The organism is Flavobacterium sp. MR2016-29 (assembly GCF_015350695.1).
Classification (GTDB): Bacteria; Bacteroidota; Bacteroidia; order Flavobacteriales; family Flavobacteriaceae; genus Flavobacterium.
Map to the genome: position 1 here is coordinate 650,933 of NZ_JADKPU010000001.1, position 22,213 is coordinate 673,145.

General features: G+C 35.4%; 15 protein-coding genes. 7 read left to right on the top strand and 8 right to left on the bottom strand.

Features of this window, described 5'->3' with window-relative positions; all coding sequences use genetic code 11:
- Positions 1–14: 14 nt before the first annotated feature.
- From IR010_RS02965 to IR010_RS02980, 4 genes are all read right to left on the bottom strand, one after another.
- Positions 15–857 carry a hypothetical protein gene (locus IR010_RS02965; protein WP_194601415.1) on the bottom strand — a complete coding sequence of 281 codons (843 nt, stop codon included), beginning with the start codon at positions 855–857 and terminating at the stop codon, positions 15–17.
- On the bottom strand, positions 841–2,442 hold the full coding sequence (locus IR010_RS02970) for an ATP-binding protein (protein ID WP_194601418.1): 1,602 nt from the start codon (positions 2,440–2,442) through the stop codon (positions 841–843). The genes IR010_RS02965 and IR010_RS02970 overlap by 17 nt, the downstream gene beginning before the upstream one ends.
- A 1-nt stretch (position 2,443) precedes the next feature.
- Entirely contained in the window at positions 2,444–4,213 is a 1,770-nt protein-coding gene (locus IR010_RS02975; RefSeq protein WP_194601421.1) for a restriction endonuclease subunit S, read from the bottom strand.
- 974 nt (positions 4,214–5,187) lie between these two features.
- On the bottom strand, positions 5,188–5,424 hold the full coding sequence (locus IR010_RS02980) for a helix-turn-helix domain-containing protein (RefSeq protein ID WP_194601424.1): 237 nt from the start codon (positions 5,422–5,424) through the stop codon (positions 5,188–5,190).
- A 563-nt stretch (positions 5,425–5,987) separates the two neighbouring features.
- Between IR010_RS02980 and IR010_RS02985 the strand changes: the two genes are divergently transcribed.
- The 3 genes from IR010_RS02985 to IR010_RS02995 are packed head-to-tail and all read left to right on the top strand — an operon-like array spanning position 5,988 to position 13,069.
- Positions 5,988–9,011: a SusC/RagA family TonB-linked outer membrane protein gene (locus IR010_RS02985; RefSeq protein ID WP_194601428.1), complete on the top strand. Its 3,024-nt coding sequence runs from the start codon at positions 5,988–5,990 to the stop codon at positions 9,009–9,011.
- A gap of 12 nt (positions 9,012–9,023) precedes the next feature.
- Complete coding sequence (locus IR010_RS02990) at positions 9,024–10,415, top strand: RagB/SusD family nutrient uptake outer membrane protein (RefSeq protein ID WP_194601431.1); 1,392 nt, start codon at positions 9,024–9,026, stop codon at positions 10,413–10,415.
- A gap of 11 nt (positions 10,416–10,426) precedes the next feature.
- Positions 10,427–13,069, top strand: coding sequence for a S9 family peptidase (locus IR010_RS02995; protein ID WP_194601434.1), 2,643 nt, complete (start codon positions 10,427–10,429; stop codon positions 13,067–13,069).
- A gap of 86 nt (positions 13,070–13,155) precedes the next feature.
- On the opposite strand, the gene IR010_RS03000 is transcribed toward IR010_RS02995, so the two are convergent.
- The 4 genes from IR010_RS03000 to IR010_RS03015 form a co-directional block, all read right to left on the bottom strand.
- Positions 13,156–13,434, bottom strand: coding sequence for a hypothetical protein (locus tag IR010_RS03000; RefSeq protein WP_194601438.1), 279 nt, complete (start codon positions 13,432–13,434; stop codon positions 13,156–13,158).
- 98 nt (positions 13,435–13,532) lie between these two features.
- Complete coding sequence (locus IR010_RS03005) at positions 13,533–15,062, bottom strand: MauE/DoxX family redox-associated membrane protein (protein WP_194601441.1); 1,530 nt, start codon at positions 15,060–15,062, stop codon at positions 13,533–13,535.
- Positions 15,063–15,142: 80 nt separating this feature from the next.
- Positions 15,143–16,087: a helix-turn-helix domain-containing protein gene (locus tag IR010_RS03010; RefSeq protein ID WP_194601443.1), complete on the bottom strand. Its 945-nt coding sequence runs from the start codon at positions 16,085–16,087 to the stop codon at positions 15,143–15,145.
- Between the two features lie 41 nt (positions 16,088–16,128).
- Positions 16,129–16,512 carry a hypothetical protein gene (locus IR010_RS03015; RefSeq protein WP_194601445.1) on the bottom strand — a complete coding sequence of 128 codons (384 nt, stop codon included), beginning with the start codon at positions 16,510–16,512 and terminating at the stop codon, positions 16,129–16,131.
- A 243-nt stretch (positions 16,513–16,755) separates the two neighbouring features.
- Here IR010_RS03015 and IR010_RS03020 point away from each other — a divergent pair, with 243 nt between their 5' ends.
- From IR010_RS03020 to IR010_RS03035, 4 genes are all read left to right on the top strand, one after another.
- The gene (locus tag IR010_RS03020; protein WP_194601448.1) at positions 16,756–19,182 is read left to right on the top strand and encodes a bifunctional aminotransferase class I/II-fold pyridoxal phosphate-dependent enzyme/GNAT family N-acetyltransferase; all 2,427 of its coding nucleotides are present in this window, start codon (positions 16,756–16,758) and stop codon (positions 19,180–19,182) included.
- Between the two features lie 103 nt (positions 19,183–19,285).
- The gene (locus IR010_RS03025) at positions 19,286–20,134 is read left to right on the top strand and encodes an RteC domain-containing protein (RefSeq protein WP_410505233.1); all 849 of its coding nucleotides are present in this window, start codon (positions 19,286–19,288) and stop codon (positions 20,132–20,134) included.
- 224 nt (positions 20,135–20,358) lie between these two features.
- Entirely contained in the window at positions 20,359–20,667 is a 309-nt protein-coding gene (locus IR010_RS03030) for a helix-turn-helix domain-containing protein (protein WP_194601454.1), read from the top strand.
- A gap of 82 nt (positions 20,668–20,749) precedes the next feature.
- Positions 20,750–22,210 (top strand): DUF3945 domain-containing protein, encoded by a 1,461-nt coding sequence (locus IR010_RS03035; RefSeq protein WP_194601457.1) that lies wholly within the window; start codon positions 20,750–20,752, stop codon positions 22,208–22,210.
- Positions 22,211–22,213: the final 3 nt, after the last annotated feature.

Sequence of the window (22,213 nt, forward strand, 5' to 3'; positions counted from 1 at the left end):
AATTGTAAATTTTGTTAAGTAATGTATTCCCTGCAATATAATCTTGCATCAATGTTTTCTTCAATTATTCTTTGTGCCCAATCAAAACCAGAACTTCTTAAACAACTTCTATAGGTTGCTGACAATTCTGTACAGGGTGAAATTAATTTTCTAAAAGCCTCATATTTTGAAAGTATTTCACTTTCAGTAACTACAGATTGGCTAACTTCAAATTCATCTAATAAATATTGCGTCTCAAGAATTTCATCAACAGTAGTTCTCCAAATTCTTTTTCTTTCCTCCTTTAAGTCTTCATAATTTAAGTCATACCAATCTATTGTTTCTTTAGCCCTTAAATATGACCAATTTGCAGATTTTTCATTTGCTGTTGGGATTGCCTTTCCAGTTTCTTCAAAATTCAAAAGTTTCACATCATCTTTTTTACTAGGATCGAGCAAATAATAAACTTCATCTTTTGTTGGATCTAAATAAGTTAAAGCCTTATGTCTTTTTACAGGAAAATAGTCTCCCTTTTTTGTATTTCCAACACTCCCCATTAGTCTATAATTTTCCCAATCAAAAGCTAGCCACCAATAGCCACCACGATCAATATTGTTAATATCAAATGCCCTTTTTTTAGGTCTAAAATGATCAACATGATAATGCGAATATAATTCCCTTGCTTCTGAATACCAACATTTGCCGTATGACATCGTTTTTAAAGCATCTTTAAGCGACTTCCAAATTTTGTGATTTTTTTCAATTATTTCATATCTTTCGGCATCGGTTGTAGCCTTAATCATTAATTCTGTCAAGTCTTTAGCTTTCTTCAACCATTTTGCATTCGGTGGAATCAATGTATTATTTATGTAAATCATCCTTTTCCTTTTTAAAAAGTTTTTCTAAAATATTTAGTGCCGATTTATTTTGTTTTTGAATATCTTCTTGAGTCAATTTTTTAATTTTAAATTCATTAAGATTACTAACATTTGCTAAGAATTTGGAATATAGAGGATCTTTAAAAGTATATGTAAATCCAAGTGAATTTATTTCAATAAATAATTCTCTTAATCTAGCTTTATCATCTTCTGATAGTTCGCCGATCGATTCCTTATAAATAAGATTATTTCTCTCATCTAATAACTCTTGCGTAGGCTTATCTAATGTAGTTGAAAGACCAAATAATTCACTAGTCAAAATACCTGCAACACCTAAACCAATTGGATCAATATTTGGAGTTTCAGCCGTAACCTTTCCATTTTTATCGGATCGAAAAATTCTAATTTGTTCCTTTACTAAACCTCCTATAACTAATGGATCATGTGTACTTATAAGTATCTGAGTTGTTTCATCTCTTCCTACATAGTCTCTAAAATATTCCAGGTACTTCCATTTCCATAATGGGTTAAGATGTGTATCTGGTTCATCAAGTAAAATTAGTGATTCTTTATCCTTTAAGAATCTTAGCATACCAAGTACTGTAAGTAATTGTTGTTCCCCTTCACTCATTTCAGTAAAAGGAATTTTATCCGAAGAGTTCTTTTTCTCAACTTTAACTTTAATATCATCAATTAAATCTGAAATATGTGTACTCTCAAGCGCATTAAAAAACTGAATACCAGTATCATAATGCTTTGTTGCTAATTCTGCAATCTTTTCTTTATTTTCAACAAATAAATATAATCTATCTTGAACCTCATTTTTTTTGTAACCAACTTGAGTTCTCTCCTTATTGTAAATTGGTGCAAGAGAATACCTCCAAAGCTGCTCAAGAAAGGTTCTAACTAATCCTGTAGAGTTCCAAAACATTTCTTTATCTGAACTAGAATTACTCCATATAGGTTTTTTTAAAACTAGTAATAAAGAATGCAAATCAACTATATCTAATTCATCTTTCAAAAACTTTAAAACTTTTTCTTTTTGATTTCCAAAAATAAAAAAAGATAAAATTGCGAATTTAGAGTGTATATTCTGAACTAAAAATATTCTTCTTAAAGAATCTATTCTTTTATCTTTTGATTCGTCTTTAATTATTTCAAGATAATAATTCCGTTGATGCTCGATATAAACATTTTGCAAACGATCGCTAGTTCCTGAATAATAGATAAAAACATGATTTGGAAGTAACTCTTCTTTTTTTCTATCAAATTCAGTCTTAAGGATTGTTTTATTATTAATCCAAACATTATCCTTTAGATCTTCCCAAATTTCAAATTCATATTTACTATCTGTGGCACTGATCAAGATTTTTTTTCCTTTGCAGGTGTACGTAATGGAAAAGTCAAAAGGAGGTTGCTTTTTTAAATCAAGATTTTTAAATATTAATACTAGAGCTTCAAAAAAATTTGACTTCCCAGTAGCATTTTGACCAATAAAAACATTTTCCCATTGGGTTTCATCTATGTCAATCGTAAAATCAATAAGATTTTTAAACTTTTTTATAAAAACTTTATCTATTCTCATTTTATTTTTCCAGTTTTATAAATGATTCTTTTCCATCTCTCGGTATTTCTGATATTTCCCCTTTTTCAAAATGTTTTTTTAATTCAGCATAAAATTTTTCAATATCATCTTTATAGATAGAAGATTGCCAAAGATTTTTTGAAGAAATAGGTTCGTTATTATCTTGTAATATTTCAAGAATATTTCTTAATGTTTTTCCCATTTTCTTAACTTTTACTGATTCTAGATTTTTAGTTTTTTTTTTGTCTTTATCTTCTTTTAAAAAAATGCTTCGTAACTCATATATCTTTTCAATCAATAATTTTGCATGTTCATCAGAATCATTTTGATTAACTAATTTCCCTTCAAAAGCATTTTGAAGCAGGCTACGCCTGATTGAATCAACTTGTAATAGACCAATTTGAACATTTTTTTCTATTTCATTAACTAAAGACAATTTGTCCTCAATTTCATTGACAATTTCTAACTGTTCGCTAGTTGAACAGTATGGAATATTTACTTTACGAATATCTTCAAGATGGAAATTCTTTATTATACCTCCCTTAATATCTTGTTTTATATCAATGGAATTTACATAGTCTTGAAGTATGTACTTTAAATACTTACTATTTATTAAAGTTTTAAAAGGTTTAATCAGCGCTACACTTACAAATAAACTAAAATTAGGTTCATAAGGAACAATAGCTATTCTACCTATTGTTCCACTCTTTGTTATTAATACATCATTGGGTTCTGGATTACATCTTTTAATAAGTTCTTCATGAGTTTCTTTGGTTATGAATTTTGTTTTATTAAAATGCACTTCTCCATCGTAAATGTCTTTTACTGAAATAAAATGAATTCCTTCCTTAACGTATTCAGGGGTGTGATGAGTACCATCTGTTATTTTAGATGTAAGATCATTTAAGGATATTCTTAACCAATTTAATGGAATTGACGACGTATTTCGAGAAGATCCCTTTTTTTGCGGTATTATATCAGAAGGTTCTTTTGGCCTAATCTTAATATTCCCTAGATCATATTCTTTTATCTGATTTGTAAATTCAATCCTTTTGCATTTATTAATTTCGTTAATTAGTTCATCACATGTATTTATTTTTTCCTGTTTCTTTCTCCATTTTTCAGTTAACCTTCCTTCAAATGCATGTTTTAATATCACTTTTCTAAAAGTTGTTAATTCAATTAAAGCTTTATCCAACTCTTCTTTTACTTTAACAATATCGCTAAAAAGCTCATCAAGTTTAGAAACAATTTTGTTTTGTTCGTTAATAGGGGCAATTGGAATAATGATGTCCCTAACAATGGTTAAATTAACTCTAGACCTTGTAGTACCTTTTGTAATACTTTTAAATTGATCTTGTATAATTTTACTATTAATCGCATAGACTAAATAATCAGTATTTATTATCTCGCTACTTGGCCTGACTCTCATTAAATCAGCAACTATAATACCGAACGGATATTTTGCTGGCACTTTACAGCATAATCCCAACGGCTCACCAAGCTTTGTAATTATAATGTCTCCAAGTTTAAAAGAATGTCTTTTGATTGTTTCTGCCTTTTCTTTCGAAATATATTTTATATTTTTATCTAAAAAATAACCTGCTTTGATATTTTGGATTCTAAACAAAGGAATTCCACTGTCTTGATATTCATCTGCTTTTAAATTTGAACCAAAAGGACCATCTACAAAATCTGATTTTGGATCAATAACCATATCACTCAATTTTGCATCTATCCAACCTTTAGGTAATTTATTTTTTAAATTCATTATTAAAATTGTTCTAAAAATTACTCCCATACGAGTAAGTAAAGGAGCTTTTATTAATTTCTTATTTATATTATAACAGATTCTTTTTAGTTCTTAAACTATAGACAAATATTTTAAAATATGATAGAATGATAAATATATCAACTGAAAAATATCTTAATTTAAAATGAAGTATTTTTGTCTAAAACAGAATTTAGATTATAAATATATTATTTTTATATTATACTTTAAACACAAAAAGCTACAATGCATCCATTTTATTGTTTACTGTTTCGTAATATATTTATAATTAGTTATTTAATATTCGGTGTTTTTTATGCTATGAAGTATTCATGACTCGATAGGTATGATGGTAATATTTGAGAATAAATGGTAATATTTGTATTAAACGGGAGCTTAGTTGCAATAAAAACGGTTATAAAAAAATACGAAAGTTGTAATTGGACACAGCTAGCCACCTTACCGAAGCACCAAAAAAATAGATTAATTTAAATATTTGAAATCTTTAAATTTTTTCGTACTGCAAAATTAGTGAGAAATTAACATTGGACTTTAACGAGAAAACTTTCAATAAAACCACTTTTTTTATGTAAGGTAGAGCTAATTATCTTTTTTTTTTAATGAATGTGAGTAATAAACATTCCAATGGTATTTATAATAAAATTTTATTTTTAAATATTTTTCATAATTACAGAACTACAATAAATAACTTTTTAATTAATAAATGAAATAGTAGCAATTTACCCACTTTCTTATCCAAAAAGAAATGAAATCGCATTTTTTACTTTAACCTTCGATTTTCCAACTGTGCTTTCGATTAAATTTCTCATGAATTCATATACTTTTCATCTTTAGTTAAATCCAACGTGGATAACTATTATTAATAAAACTAATCCATACCATTCCAAAATTTAAATACAAGAATAATTTACATGTAATTTATATGCGATAAAAAAATTGATAAATATTTGTTCTTATTTTTCCATGTCAAAGTCTAATAATTCCCTTGGATGTTTCCCTAATCCTTTTGCTAAATCTAAAAGTGTAGTAAATGATAGATTTCTTTTACCATTTTCAATATCACTTATTGTCGCTTTGATAAGTTTATCACTATTTAAGGCTACATTATCCTGACTTAAATTTAAATCTGTTCGAAGTTTTTTAATATGTGACCCGAACTTTTTTAATTTTTCCTCCTTATGTTTTTCCATCTCTCTAAGCTTTTAAACAAAAGGCGTGATAATTCAATAAAAAAATGTTATAAGAACTTATAACAAATAAATTTTTTTTGTTATATTTGTTTATTATTTGAATTAACATTCATTATTATTTGCTTTAAGCTTATAATTAAATAATTTTGCGATTCTTCATGTAAAAAAAATATTTGAAGCATTCGCTTTGAATCTCGTTTTCAAAAACTGGCGTTTTATTAACCACGAGAGGATAAGTATGATGCTCACGTCTTATGGCGTGGGCTCACTTATTTGTGGTAGGGTGCCGCCAGTGCCTTGAAAACGATAAGCTGAGTTCCGCGCCTTTTTTATGCGCAAAACTCTCTTACTATTCTTAGCAAAGTACACTTATTATTTTTAAAGTTTCGCATCTCAAGTTCAACCTTTTTAAATTATCATTGCCTGTGTACTAAAAAATCCTAATCTATGTCTATTAAGCAGTTTACTTAATAGATAAAAAATGGCCCCCTACTGCAGCGACTAAACTAGCGTAGAGGACCTTAGCAAACAAAACCAAAGTTTCATTTAACCAACCCAAAATTATGAATAATTTTTCATTTTTCAAGGGTGGAAGAGCTCTCTATTGCCTAATTTTTCTAGGTTTTATTATGTCCTTTCCCCCACTACTTGCCAAAAACCACGCTCGGCAAAGTAATTTCTTCTTTCAACTACATAAGGTTCAGGGTACTGTCACAGATGGTATTGATCCACTTCCCGGTGTAACTATTGCTGTAAAAAATAAAAAAAACAATGCAGTAATTTCAGATTACAGCGGCCAGTTCTCAGTCATTTGCTCTCCCTATGATACCCTTGCAGTTTCATATATAGGTTTTAAAACTAAGCTGGTTCCGATTCAAGGACGCTCAGTTGTGGATATAGTTCTTGACTACACCACCACCACACTTCAGGAAGTACGTGTAAATGCTGGATATTATACGGTTAAAGAAAGCGAACGCACCGGAAGCATCGCTCGCATAACATCCAAGGATATCGAAACACAGCCAGTAACAAATGTTCTTGCTACAATGCAAGGACGAATGGCAGGGGTAAGTGTAACACAAACAACAGGTGTTCCCGGGGGAGGATTCGAAATTAAAATCCGAGGACAGAACAGCCTGCGCCCTGATGCGAATCAGCCGCTATACATTATCGATGGCGTACCTTATGCGTCTGACCCTATTGGTTACAATCAAACCTCATCAACCTATCCATCAGTTACCAGTCCCTTAAACAGTATCAACCCTGATTCAATTGAGAGCCTTGAAATACTAAAAGATGCTGATGCTACATCAATCTATGGTTCAAGAGGTGCAAATGGTGTGGTACTTATCACCACAAAAAAGGGAAAATCAGGAAAAACAACTTTCAATCTGACTGCTTCAACAGGAGCGGGTACTGTAACAAAGTTTATGAAACTTATGAATACCGAGCAATATCTGGCTATGCGCAAGCAGGCTTTTGTAAATGATGGACTCCAAGATTACAATTCATGGGATTATGATATTAACGGCACTTGGGATCAAAATCGTTACACCGATTGGCAAAAAGAGCTTATTGGTGGTACTTCTCAGATCAATGATCTTCAGGGAACAGTATCAGGTGGGTCAGAAAGTACTCAATTTCTTTTAAGCGGCTCCTATCATACAGAGACAACAGTATTTCCAGGTGATTTCTTATATAAAAAAGGAGGCTCACAGCTCAGTATAAACCATCATTCTCTGGACAATAAATTTAAGTTTAATTTTTCAGCAGGATACAATCTCCAGGATAATGATCAGCCGGCATTCGATTTTACCTACGATGCCCGATCACTTCCTCCCAACGCTCCAGCACTTTATGATGCTAACGGAAATCTTAACTGGGAAAATGGAACCTGGGATAATCCCCTAAGAAATTTGAATGCCAAATTTGAATCCAAAACAAAAGATTTGGTAGTTAATGCTGTATTATCATATGAGATAATCCCTAATCTGATCCTCAAGGGGAATTTCGGATATACCGATCTGAGCACTAAAGAAAGTAGAACCGCTCCCTCCACAGTTTTTAATCCGGCGTACAATATCTCGAGTGCTAATTCGTCCATATTTCTAAATGATACTGACCGATCCTCATGGATCATTGAGCCTCAGATCAGCTGGAATAAAAATATTGGTGATGGAAAGCTCGACGTCCTTTTAGGAAGTACGTTTCAAAGTCAGACGACCTCACGACTATACCAATCGGGAAAAGGTTTTAGCTCCAACAGTCTTATTTATAATTTAGGGGCAGCTAATATTGTAACGGTACTTCTTAATGATGAAACCCAATATAAATATCAGGCCTTTTTTGGCAGAGTAAATTACAATTGGAAGCAAAAATATATTTTAAACGTTACTGCAAGACGGGATGGTTCGAGCCGATTTGGTTCCGGTAATCAATTTGCAAACTTCGGAGCCATTGGAGCTGCATGGCTTTTTTCAAATGCGAGTTTCCTTAAAAACAATAGCTGGCTAAGCTTCGGAAAAATACGTGCCAGTTATGGAACAACAGGTAATGATCAGATTGGGGATTACCAGTTTTTAAACACTTATTCCATCACAGGGGTCAGTTATAATGGCATAATAGGATTACAACCTTCCAGACTTTACAATGCAGATTTCGGTTGGGAAACCAATAAAAAATTGGAAGCCGCAATAGAGTTAGGCTTTTTGCAGGATCGTATTTTTACTACACTAGCGTGGTATCAAAACCGCTCTTCCAATCAACTTGTCGGCATTCCCCTGCCTGGCACTACAGGTTTTACCTCGCTGCAATCTAACTTGGATGCGACCGTCCAAAATACAGGACTGGAATTGACTTTAAGAACTTTAAATTTTTCAACTAAAAATTTTAGCTGGACAACCAATTTTAATTTAACGTTTTCCAAAAATAAATTATTGGATTTTCCCGGACTGGAAAGTTCAACATATAGTCAAAAATATCGCATAGGACAGCCATTAAATATTGCCCTGCTTTATAAGTATAAGGGGATTAATTCATCAACTGGAGTATATGAATTTGAAGACCTAAACAACGACGGAAGAATATCTTTTCCTGAAGATCGCCAATTAACAGCCGATCTGAATCCTAAATACTATGGAGGGCTTCAAAATCAACTTGGTTTTAAAAATTGGAAGCTTGACTTTTTATTTCAGTTTGTCAATCAAAAAAACCGCACTTATGGGATGGGATTCTCTGGTCAGATGTCCAATGAGAATAGCCGTGCAGTAAACAGCTGGCAGCAAACGGGAGATACTGGTCCTTATCAGACTTATACCACTGGAGAAAACAGTGCTGCTGTAACGGCATATAACCTACATAGTGAAAGTGATGCTTCTGTAGTTGATGCTTCTTATGTTCGCCTTAAAAACATAGCACTATCTTATGATTTGCCACTTAGTCTAAAAGAAACTAATTGCAAATTGATGTTGCAGGCGCAGAATCTTTTGACTTTCACAAATTACAAAGACGGCGACCCTGAATTTACAATCAGTGGCTACCTCCCTCCTCTTAAGGTAATAACTGTCGGAGTTCAGCTAACTTTTTAACACTAAAAAAAAATGAAAACAATATATCTTAAAACCAAATTTTTCATAGCTCTTGCTTTGGTAGTTTTCTTCATGAATTCATGTGATTCATTCGTAGAGGTTGACCTGCCCAAATCACAGCTCACCAGCACGACCGTTTTTGAAGATTATGCTACAGCTACTGCCGCACTTACGGACATTTATTCTAAAATTAGGGATAAAGGAATCCTCACAGGTTCCAACACCGGAATATCAAATCAACTTGGAAATTATACCGATGAAATTGTTTGTTATGGTACCCCAACCAATCCAAGTCTTCCTTTTTACAACAATCAGCTTTTAGCTACCACTCCCACTATAACAGAATACTGGAACAGCACCTACAATCAAATTTATGCCGCAAACAGTATAATTGAAGGAGTTACGGCAAACACAAAACTGTCGGCTGAAAATATAAATCAATTAGAAGGAGAAGCACTGTTTATTCGTGCGTTGCTGCATTTTTACCTTACCAATCTCTTTGGTGAAGTCCCCTATATCAAACAAACCGATTATAAAAAAAATAGTGTAGCGCTCAGGATGTCCAGTGAAGAATTCTATCAAAATATAATGCAGGATTTAGCAAAAGCTATAGAGTTGCTACCAAATAATTACAGCTCAACGGAAAGAATTCGTCCTAACAGATTAGTGGCAAAGACATTACTGGCCAGGGTTTATCTCTATCGTAAATTATATGCCCAGGCAGAAAACGAGGCATCTTCCATCCTTAATCAAACGACTTTGTTTAATTTGGAAGCCAATACCAATAACGTATTTTTAATTGGATCCAAGGAAACCATCTGGCAGCTCAAATCTGCAGCAGCCGGAAGAAACACTCTTGAAGCAACGGTTTTTATTTTTAAATCCGGTCCACCTCCATTAGTAGCTTTAAGTAATACTCTGGTAAACACATTCAGTACTCAGGATCAAAGAAAGACTAACTGGATCAAAAATGTGACTAATGGTACAACTATCTGGTACCACGCATTTAAATACAAAGAGCAAAATCCAACTGCTAAGTCCTTAGAATATTCTATTGTTTTTCGCCTTGCCGAACAATATCTCATAAGGTCCGAAGCCAGGGCACATCTGGGCGATCTTATCGGAGCTAAAGAAGATTTAGATAAAATACGAAACCGGGCCGGTCTAGGCAATACGGACGCGCAAACTCAGGATGAAATTTTAAAAGCTGTTTTACAGGAACGAAGATGGGAATTTTTTACCGAACATGGACATCGCTTTTTTGATCTTAAGCGCCTGAATCAAATTGATCAGAAATTATCGGCTGTAAAAATCGGTTGGAATACAACAGATATATTACTGCCACTACCTCAGAGCGAATTAAGTGCCAATCCAAATCTATTGCCTCAAAACCAGGGATATTAAATTGTATAATCATGTCAACAAATAATTTTTCATCAAAAACATGGAATCATAAAGCAGTCTGCCCGACAGTAATTTTATTTTTAGTTCTATTATTTATTTTGCCATTAGTGACCTGTCCCCTATGGGGGCAGGTGGTGCAAAAAAAACAACTAACGCCACCTGACTACCATCTTTGGGGAAGACTTGAAATAGACAGAGTTTCTTCTGATGAACAGTGGGTAGCCTATAAAATGGAATATGAAAGCGGAAATGATACATTGTTTGTAATTCATAAGGACAAAAACAAAACGTATAGTTTTGCTAAAGGGGGTGTTGCCAGCTTTACCAAAAAAGCTTTTGTGTGTTTAACTAATTCGACATTGCACATCCTAAACCTGGCTGCAGGAACTGATAACATCATAGAAAACGTGAGCAACTATGCGTATTCCAAAGAGAATGACTTGCTTATAATTCAGACAAAAATCGAACTTATTATTACGAATCCTCTTGGTGGGATCAAAAGAAAAATTCAGGATGTAAATAATTTTTCTCTTGCCCCTCACGGAGCGCAACTGGTTTATAGCACATTAAGTAACAATCAATACGGGCTGTCAATTATAGATTTTAATAAAATAAAAAATACCATAAATATTCTAAAGGGGAATACAGATAAATTCACTGCCTTTACATGGCAGAACGAAGGCAAATCTATTTCATTTTTTTCCAATTCTGACCAGAAGATTAATACCTCCCTTTATTATTACATCCTGAAAAATCAAAAGCTTTTCAGGCTAACCCCTGACAAACTTTCTGGAACCGACACCACAGCTGTTTTCATTCATAACCCAGTCTTTAAGATTACGATATCGGATGATCTTAAAAAAGTATTTTTCTGTTTTAAAAATATTCAAAGTAAGAAAGAAAAAAAATCGCTGCCTGAGATATGGAATGCCAATGACAAATGGATTTATCCCTATAATGAAAAAGAAGGTCATTTTGAAAATCGCCTGATTGCCCTCTGGCTTCCTGAGGCTGATACTGCTGTTGGTCTGACAACAAATGAACTGCCTAAAATTATGCTGTCGGGTGATTATAAGTATGCAATTTTATCCAACCCAAAAGCATATGAGCCTCAATTTGCCAGATCTGGTCCGCGGGATTACTATATTTTAAACCTTGAAACTTTAAAAAAGAACATTTTTCTAAAAAAACAACCGAGTGAAATAAAGCTTATCATACCTTCTCCAAAGGGAAAATACATTGCTTACTTCAGGGAAAATAATTGGTGGGTTTACAATATAAAAACCAATACCCATAAAAACATTACCCAGACAATAAGTACATCATTTATTGCAAAAGAAGAAGTACTAGGAGCAGAATCAGCGTGTGGAAATCCTGGCTGGAGCAATGATGACAATGAAATTTTACTCTATGACCAATATGATATCTGGGCTGTAAAACCTGATGGCAGTTTCGCCCGAAGGCTAACCCATGGAAAGGAAAGAAAGATCAGATATCGCATTGCAGCTTTTCCAAATAAAAATGAACTAAAACTCACTTATGACAGTTATGTAATTGATAATTTTTATTTAGAAAAAGAGCTGTTTTTAAGAGCACAGAACGAAGATGGAAAAACAGGTTTTTTTATTTGGAAAAATAATTTCCTCGAAAAGCCGATTGTCTTTCAGGACAGTTTCATTGATCAATTATTTTACGGCGATAAAAAGAAGAACTTCTTCTATAAGCAGCAGAGATTTGACCAATCTCCTCAACTGAAAATCAAAACAGATTCCGGACAAAACAAACTACTTTTTAGAAGCAATCCTCAACAGGATAAATATTATTGGGGCAAGTCTGAACTCATTGAATATCAAAATTCAAAAAATCGAAATTTAAAAGGGGCTTTATTATATCCCGCCAATTTTGATCCGAAGAAAAAATATCCAATGATAGTAAGTATTTATGAATTGGAGTCTATGTATCTTCATCATTATGTAAATCCAACACTTAACGATGATATTGGGTTTAATCCAAGTGTATACACAACTCAGGGCTACTTTGTCCTATTGCCCGATATTATTCTCTATGAAAATGCAGACACTGGAATTTCAGCGGCCGACTGTGTTATTGCCGCAACAAAGAAAGCGGTTAGTTCTGGTTTTATAAACCCCGATAAAATTGGTCTTACAGGTCATTCCTGGGGCGGCTATGAGACTTCATTTATTATTACCCAGACACAGCTCTTTGCAACGGCTGTTGCAGGGGCTGGAATAACAGATCTCAAAAGTCAATATTTTGGCATTGGAAAAGCTATAGGACTATCAGATATGTGGAGGTATGAAGGTGTTCAATGGAGAATAAATAAAACTCCTTTTGAGGCGCCCTTGCCCTATGACAGAAATTCGCCACTTTCAAATGCAGAAAAAGTAAATACGCCACTGCTTTTGTGGACAGGAAAAGAAGACGGGACGGTAAACCCTGATCAAAGTTTAAAGTATTACTTGGCACTCCGAAGATTAAATAAAAAATGCATAATGCTTTTATATCCAAAAGAAGACCATAATTTAATGAATCCTGCAAACCAGATTGATCTCTCAAACCGTATGCAACAGTGGTTCGACTATTTTCTCAAAGATGATTTGACGTCGGCATGGATTAGTGATGGTACAAAATAATAAACAGACAAAAGACATAAAAAAAACCTGCAGTTATTTCAATAATAACTGCAGGGCTTTTTAGAGTAAAAGACCCACTTTAAACCTTAAGGATTCTGAGGTTTAAAAGCAATTTGAGTACAATCGCCCTGAGAATCTAGACTGTAAGCCTGAGGTCCGGTGTCGCCGTTTAAACGGCAAACTTTTCCTGGTGTTTCCCCACATGCAACCGGGATATTACAATCTCCACTTGAATTCAGAGTATAAGCTGTCAAAAACGGCTTGCTCTTTGCTGCGCTTTGCATTGAAGTTGTTGCAAAAGCACCCAAAAGTCCCAATGCTGCAACAGCAAAAGGCATCACATTTTTAAAAAATACAGTTTTCATAATACAAAATATTAAATTAAAACCTTGATCTACTATTTTCTACAGGTGTTCGATCTAAGCCCTGATACCGGCCAGTATACTTTGCTATCAGAATACATTTATATTCTGATAGTATTCATTTCTTTTTTGAGGATATCCCGAAGCTCATAAACCACGACTTCACTTCCGATTATAGCATATAAATGTGTTGGTGTTATAAAAAACGATTGAAGTTTTTTATTGCCAATTTCATAGATGGCGAAACTCATCAGATACTTGTTTTTTTCAAAATTGTAGACATCAATAATAGCTGCCTGTTCCCACAATTTTTCCTTTTCAAAACGCCCATGAATTTTAGATTTGACAAAGAGAAGATCACCCCAAGCAACAGCAAGATCATTTACAACCAAAGGAGGACTTGCCATTTTTCGCTCGTTTCGGCCTTTAAGGTGGGCCACTGTTATTTGAGCCTTGGATATAGTATCTATGGTATGTCCCTCACTTACGAAACTCGCATTCTTATCAGCTGTTATAAACTGATTTCTATAGTAATACAGGTAAACAAATTTTTTGCCTTCTTCACTTCCCATCAATATTCCGTCAGTATCAAAAATACCATCTACCTGCTTGTGCAAAAGTTTATCATTATAAACGATTTTGGATGGTTTGCCGAATTGGAAGACACCCAAAATATGAGAGACATTTTTTCCCTTGTGAAATCTAAAGGCTATTGTACTGCTGTCAAGAGGTACAGCCAAAGTAAACTTTGGGCTTCCGGTCAGCTCCCGGTTTACTTTCCAATCCGAAATATTTCCTCTAAAGATGCAGGGCACAGACCCATCCATTAGATAAAAATGAGATTCCTGCACTGCAATTCTGACCATTCTAAAGCGTTTGTTTTTATGAGGAAAACTTATTGTGATATCTTTCCGATCTCCAAGGGTTGCGTTAAACGATAAGACATGGAGAGGATTACTTGAATTCCCCAGATACATTCTATTTTTGGAATAGCCCGCAAAATAATAGGAGTTATATTGTAAATCCAGGCTTTTATCCAGCGTTATCGGATGCTTTGGATAACGTCTTATAAACGGATTTTCATTATGCATAATATCTTCCGAAGAGCGAAATAAAATTATCATTGCCATACTACTAAGCACTAGTGAAACTGTAATGATTCCAAAGGAAGTTTTAAGATTTTCACCCCCTTTAACTTTGTTTTCAAAAGAGCAGTTCAAGATAAAACCAATAGCTGCTAAACAGACAAATATGATGTTAAAAATCAGATGGACACGCCAGCTCATCTTCTCTAATATTCCTCCGCAGGAACAAGGGACAAAAGAGCTGTAATTCAAAATAATATAAATATAGGCAGTAAACATTGTCATAAGACTAAGGGCCATAAGCAAGCCCAGATTTCGAAATCTTCGAAACGCCAGCAATAATGCAATTTTCAATTCAAAAATCGGGACCAGCCACGATACCCACCCTGCAAATGCGCTTAAAAGGGGAGACTGTCCAAGCTGGACTTGAAAGTTCTCAAAATCTAATAATTTAGTTACCGACGCATATACAAAAAGAAGTATATAGAGAAGACATATAACATCTATAGCATTTTTTTTAAAGTCCGTACATTTAATCCGTATCATAATTGTTCGATTTGAATTCAACAATGTAAAATTCTGAATTACAAACCATTTAGACTTGTACTATCGGGAGCGATAATTACTCAGGAAGGATTAATGTCATCAACAATTAAAAAATCGCCAGTTTTATTCCGCCCTAATTCTTTTGGAGAAAAACCAAAACGTTTTTTAAACGATTTGGAAAAATTTGGATAACTGTTGAAACCGTTCATAAAAGAAATATTCTTTAAGGGAATATCTGTCTGTTCGATCATGAGATAAGCCCTTTTGAGTCTCTGTTCGGTATAAAATTGATAGATGCTTGTGTGAAAGAAATGCCTGAAGCCGTCTTTTAGCTTAAAATCATTTGTGCCGAACTGTCTTGCCAGTTCTTTTATTGACGGCAGCGGCTCGCCTAGATTCGCTAATACATAATCATAAACTCGCTGCATCAAACGCGCGTCAGCTTTCCGAAAATTGTTATGTCTTTCAATTTTTAAGTCTAATGATTCCGTTGGAGCTTCGTTTAATTGGAGAAAAGGGGCAACGAAACTAAGAACTGTAAACTTGCCCTCAGATAATCTGGAAACTGAGCATTTGGCGCTTACAATCAGTTTTTTGAACGTAATAAAATTAAGTGTAATTATTTCACCAGACAAAAGCATTTCCTCCAATTCCTTTTTTTCAAGATCGGACATATAACTGAAGTCATCCATTATGAAATCCCGTATTGGACGGCTAAGCATCTCTATCGAGTCATAACCCAAAATTTTTAATGCCCCTTGGTTCACATCTTTTATGGAATGATTTTCATCTAAGATAAAAGTTGCTGGAGTGACCATCTTATGAGTAATGTAAGGATTAACAAAGCCTGAATGAAACGCCGACTCTTTAAGTTCTTCCGCGACCATATTAACCAGGACGACCAAGGTTTCAATTTCGTCGTCACAGGTGCTCAAAGGGATTTGGTTATTGAAATTGCCCCGTGCCATTTCAAATAACATCTTGTGCATCGATACCATACGCTGCCGGTTATGAGGGCTTTTCATCATTGATAATTTTAATATACTCTGTCTTTCTGCGGTTAATTCTAAACGAAGTCCATTAGATAATCCAATGCCTCCTGCTCGACGGTGAAAATTCGGGTAGGCACGGACGGCTTGCTGATTTCCAGATAAAAAGTGCTCATCGTCATAGACACATTTTCACTACCGATTAGAGCGACTGCTTTAGCAAGCAGTGATCCTGATTTGGCGAGGTAATCCCTGGCCGCTTTGTCAATTGATGCAATTCCGCGAGTATCACAAAACACAGGAAGAAGCCTTTCATTTTGAAACGCAATCCTGTCTGCAACAACGCGCATTGCTACTTCCAAATCTAAAGCAGTATGGGCTTTATATTCGAAAAAAAGAATACCATTGTCGATCCAAAACCTCGCATTTTGATTCTCAAACGCTTCGTGTGGGGCACTCATGACCTGTTAATTTAAAACTTGAAATTTAACAAAATTATAAAGATTTAGAAACATTATCATTGTCAAATGTGGATTATTTCTTGCAAAACTAAGCAATTTGTTGTCAAATCGGGAATTACGCTTGCCAAATAGGGAATAAAATATCTCAAAATAAAAGCACTTTCATTTTTTATAAGGAATTTTAGCTATCAATTTTCGAAACCCACCTAAAAATTAAATCAAAAACCTAAAATCTTATAAAAAATGGCAAAAATAAAGCACAATAATTTTATCGATACAGTCGACACTGTTTTTTCAAGTGCAAAAGATAATGGCCTGTTGCACCTTTACACGGAAGGTGAATATCTCAATGGCCGAACAATAAAAATTAACGGTAGCGAAATGCTTCATTTTGGCACTACAGGGTATCTTGGGCTTGAACAGGACAAAAGGCTAAAAGATGCTGCAATAAATGCCATAACTAATTATGGGACGCAGTTCCCACTTTCTAAAACATACCTCTCGCATCCCCTATATGCGGAACTGGAAAACAAGATAGAACAGATGTACGGCATACCTCCTATTATAACAAAGAACAGTACCCTTGGACATATCGCAATTATTCCAACCTTGATAAGAGATGAAGATGCGGTAATTATGGACCATCAGGCGCATTGGAGTGTACAGAATGCCTGTCTGGTTCTTAAGCTTAGGGGAATACCGGTGGAGATGATACGACATAATAACCTGGAAATGCTGGAAGAAAAAATTCGGAGACTAATGGGCAAATCGGGCAAAATATGGTACATGGCCGATGGTGTATATTCTATGTACGGCGATTATGCGCCAGTACAGGAACTGTTGAACCTTGCCCGAAAGTATCCGCAGCTTCACCTCTATTTTGATGATGTCCATGGAATGAGCTGGAAAGGAAAAAATGGTACTGGTTTTATCTTTGATGCCATTGGAAGTTTGGAAGAAAATATTGTGGTTGTCAGCACACTTAGCAAAACATTTGGTGCCAGCGGCGCTACCTTTTTCTGCAGTGATAGTAAATTACGTGAGAAGATTAAAACTTTTGGCGGCCCTCTTACCTTCTCTGCTCAGCTTGAACCGGCATCAGTCGCTGCTGCAATCGCATCCTGCGACATACATCTCTCTTCTGAAATCGAAGAGCTTCAGACCGAGCTTGCAAAAAAAACAGCTCATTTCGGAACACTACTTTCACAAAGCAGCCTGCCACTGGTATCTGAAAACGATTCTCCTGTTTTCTTTCTTGGAATGGGGACGCCCGCTACTGCTTACAATTTCACGAAGCGGCTCTTCAAAGAAGGCTTTTACCTCAACCTTGGCATATACCCGGCTGTTCCTATAAAAAATACCGGAATACGTATCACCATATCTGCACATAACATGATCGAAGATATTTCCGAACTTGCGCGTGCAATGGATTACCATTTCCATAAAGCGGTCGAAGAGACGGGCAGCAGTGATGAAAAGATACGGCTAGCCTTTAGAATGGAAATCAGAACAAAACTTCCTGCTAAAAAACTACACAGCGACCTGCTGCAAATCGAAGAGCAGACTACAATAAAGAACATCGACAAGCAGGAATGGAACAGATATTTGGGTGCCTATAATATTCTTGATTGGGATGGAATGCTGTACCAAGAGCATACTTTCGCAAATATCCAGGATCCCGCCACTAAGATGGACTTCTTCTATTATATAATCCGTGACCAGAAGATGCAGGTCGTATTGATGACATACTGCACATTCGGTCTATGGAAAGATGATATGCTTTCTACAGAATCAGTGTCCAGACACCTCGAAGAAACTCGAAAAACAGACCCAATGCATATGACCTCCAAAGTGCTAAGTACCGGCTCGTTGTTTACCGAGGGCTTGCACAGTTATATTGACGATGATCATCCTCTGGCAGAGCAATCAATGCAAATACTATTGCATAAGCTGGAAGAAAACTACAATTCATTAAGTGCCGATATGCTGGTTCTACGTGATTTCAAGCCTGGATTTCGCTGGGATGAAATGATTAGAAACCAAGGCTATTTCAAGATCGATATGCCAGAATCATGTGTTATTGAACATAGTCATCTGCATGAATTCGAGAACTATGGTTCGATTCTTTCGAGCCGCTCCCGCCAGCACTTCAATAAGGAAATACTGCCATTTGAAAAATTCTATGATGTAAAAGTAAAAGATTGCCTTAACGAGGAAGAACTAAACAGGGCCTACCTTCTGTATCGCGAAGTTAAAAAGCGCAACCTCGCAATAAATACCTTTACTTATAGCAGGGAAGTATTTCAAAACATGAATAGTTGTCCTAACTGGGAATTCATAATCCTGACCCTCAAAGATGTACCAGAAAAAGATTTCATAGGTATAATGTTCTGCTACAAAAATCCATCGTCCGTGTATGTGCCCGAACTTATCGGCATGGACTATACTGCAGGCTATGGCTTCAATCTATACAGGCAGCTTCTGTATCAAACCATCAAAAGAGCACGTGAACTTCAGATTAAGCGTATCGATTTCGGCATATCTGCAACTTTCGAGAAGAAAAAACTTGGCGCATCTATATTACCGAAGGTCGCTTATGTACAAGCCAGGGATAACTACGCTATGGAACTTATGCAGACATTGCAGAACGAAACCAACACCGCGCGCTGATATAACACATTTTAATTTCCAACGAAAAGTGACTTCATAACGTTTCAGGGCAGTAACGCCCTCGCTTTTCCTTGTTCATATAAATCTAAACTCTGTTGCCATGATAAGATCTACATTTGATAACGCGCTTCAGGTTATTCGAAAAGCAGAACAGGAATTCAGCTTAGATCCTGAACATATAATTGAAAAATCCTACCACATGACCACCGTGCTGCGCAACTTGCTATGCACGGTTAAAAAAAATGTATTAGAAAAAGGTTTTTCAGATGAAAATGAAGAAATCAATTTTTTTAAAAGTGTTAAGCCCCAAATACTGGGAAAACTTATCTTCTATAATAAGGTTTTTCGCATTGAGGCATCTTGCCCCGTAGTGTGCGGCAAGATGCATCATAAATATTTTTCAAATGAGCTCAACATGCTCAAACAGGAATATAAAGAACACTTTTATAATACTGATTTCTATCGGTACTACCGCACGGGAAGAACTGAATGGGACCATCATTTTTTTTGTCTCGGAAAAATAGATCTGCATGAAGGAGTCAATAGTTTCGTTTTTGAAATAGACACTCAATTCTCTACCTATTACGATTATAAAGTGGCACGCATAATTGCAAACGAATTGCTTTACGGTTACCTGCTTTCCAAAATTGAACCCGATACTTCGCAAAACAATCTGTTTGCAGATGGAAATAACAGTAACAGGGATTTTTTCTGGACAGACTCAAAAAATGCCCTGATCGAGTTAATTTACGCACTTCATGCCTCAGGAAGCATTTCCCATGGTAAAGCGGGAATCCGCAAAATAAGTATGGTTTTTCAGCTGCTTTTCAGAATCCAGCTTGGTGATGTCCATCACGCCTACCATCGAATGAAAGACAGGGCGGACAGTAAAAGCATTTTTCTGGATCAGCTGAAATCGTCACTTAAACAGCACATGGAAAAGGAAGTTTAGTCCTATATTACGGTAATTGTCTTACCAATATCATGCAATTGGCATCTGGTCATCTTTTACCGAGTATTATTTCAAAGTACTCGCCAGCACCAGCAAAACAGTAGATCTCATATGCTCGATAATTGTTAAATTCTTCATAAAACACACTTTTCCATTGGCTTGCATTGGCAAATAAAAAATTTTGTCATACTCAACTTTGCATAATTAATGCAAAGGATATCACCATGAATATAGATAGAATGGAATTCATATCGTGGATGGAACGGATTATAGAACGTTTCGATCTCATGAGCGCGCATATCAATGAAATGGAAAAAAAGCGCGGAACTGTTGACGGCGAAGAACTTTTAGACAACCAAGATATTTTACAGATGCTAAAGATAAGTTCCAGGTCGCTGCAGCGTTACAGGTCTTCTGGCAGGCTACCTTACTATACGATCAGTGGAAAAATATATTATAAGCTATCAGATGTACATCAGTTCATCAGGGAAAGTTTTACTGCCCGCGCGCCTATTAGATGCGACACCAAATGAAAAATGACGCCAACGAGCTCCCGTTGCCATTCAACGATAAGGTATCTTTTAATTTCGCGAATGAATTTAAATATCTAAGACTATGGATAAAAAAACTGAAGATACACTCCGACCTCACGAAGAACTGACAGATATACTGCTGGTATTCGATAAAGAGAAAAAGAAAATTATGGCCGTGAAGGGACTTGATGAAAACGGCAATCTGGAAACGGTCCGGCCAGAAAAGAAAAACCAGAACCAGTTTATGCGTGTGGATAGGCAAGGCGATCTGTTTTCCAATTTCTTCTCCAATTTTTTTAGCCAGCTGAAAAACCCCACGAATTTCACGTTCTTCAAAGTTCCCGAACCTTTAGCCATTGATGCAGCGAAAGAACTTCAGAAAAACATCAAAAATCCTACATCTACTATAGAAGAAATAATAAAGGAGAATAAAATCAAAACAGAAGTGCAGGAAAATAATAAACAAGAAAATAAAAATAGTATGGAAACAACACAGACAAATCCGGAAACAAGTGAATACAAATTCAAACCGGAGCAGATTGATTGGGAAACATTAAACCATCTGGGTTTAAGCAAAGAAAAACTTGAAAAAATGAGCCTGCTCGATCCGCTGCTTAAAGGATACAAAACAAATGAGCTTGTACCTGTCAGTCTTAACCTTGGTACTGCGGTTACAAGATTGGATGCCCGATTATCCCTTAAACAAAACGACGAAGGACAGGTTGTCGTGGCCATACACGGCATCCGTAAAGGGCCTAATCTAAATTTTCCGTTCTTCGGTCACGAATTCAGCAAGGAAGATAAAGAAAATCTGCAGCAGACGGGCAATATGGGTCGCATAGTGAACCTTACGAATCCAAAAAATAATGAGATCATGCCCTCTATTATCAGCATTGACAGACTTACTAATGAAGTGGTGGCGCTACGTACAGATTTCATTAAAATCCCTGACGATATTAAAGGGATAAAACTGAACGATCAGCAGAAACAGACTTTGCTGGAAGGAAAACCTCTTCATTTGGAAAATATGGTTTCCAAGAAAGGAACTGCTTTTGATGCAACTGTTCAATTCAATGCAGATAAACGTTTTGTAGAGTTTCTTTTTGACAGAACGGACTCCAATAAACAGACACATGGCAATCAGCAGAACCAGACTCCCGGGGCGCCAAAAATCTTTCGTGACAAAGAACTTGACAGTGAGCAACATCAAAAATTGAAAGATGGCCAGACCGTTTATATCAGCGGTTTAGTGGATAAGAAAGGTAAGGAATATAATGGCTACATTACGTACAGCAAGGAAACTAATAAAACAGATTTTTCATTCCAGAACCCAGACAAGATCAAAGAACAGATAAAACCTTCTGAGGCGCATAAAACACAGACTGCTGTCAATTCCGAAGGAAAAACCAATGAGGCTACTAAGAGTATAAATGAGCCTTTAAAATCGGGACAGTCAAATCCTGATAATAAAAAACAACAGGAGCAACAGGGGCAACTGGAAGTATCCGATTCATCTTCTCAATCCAAAGGCCGTAAAAGGTAAAAT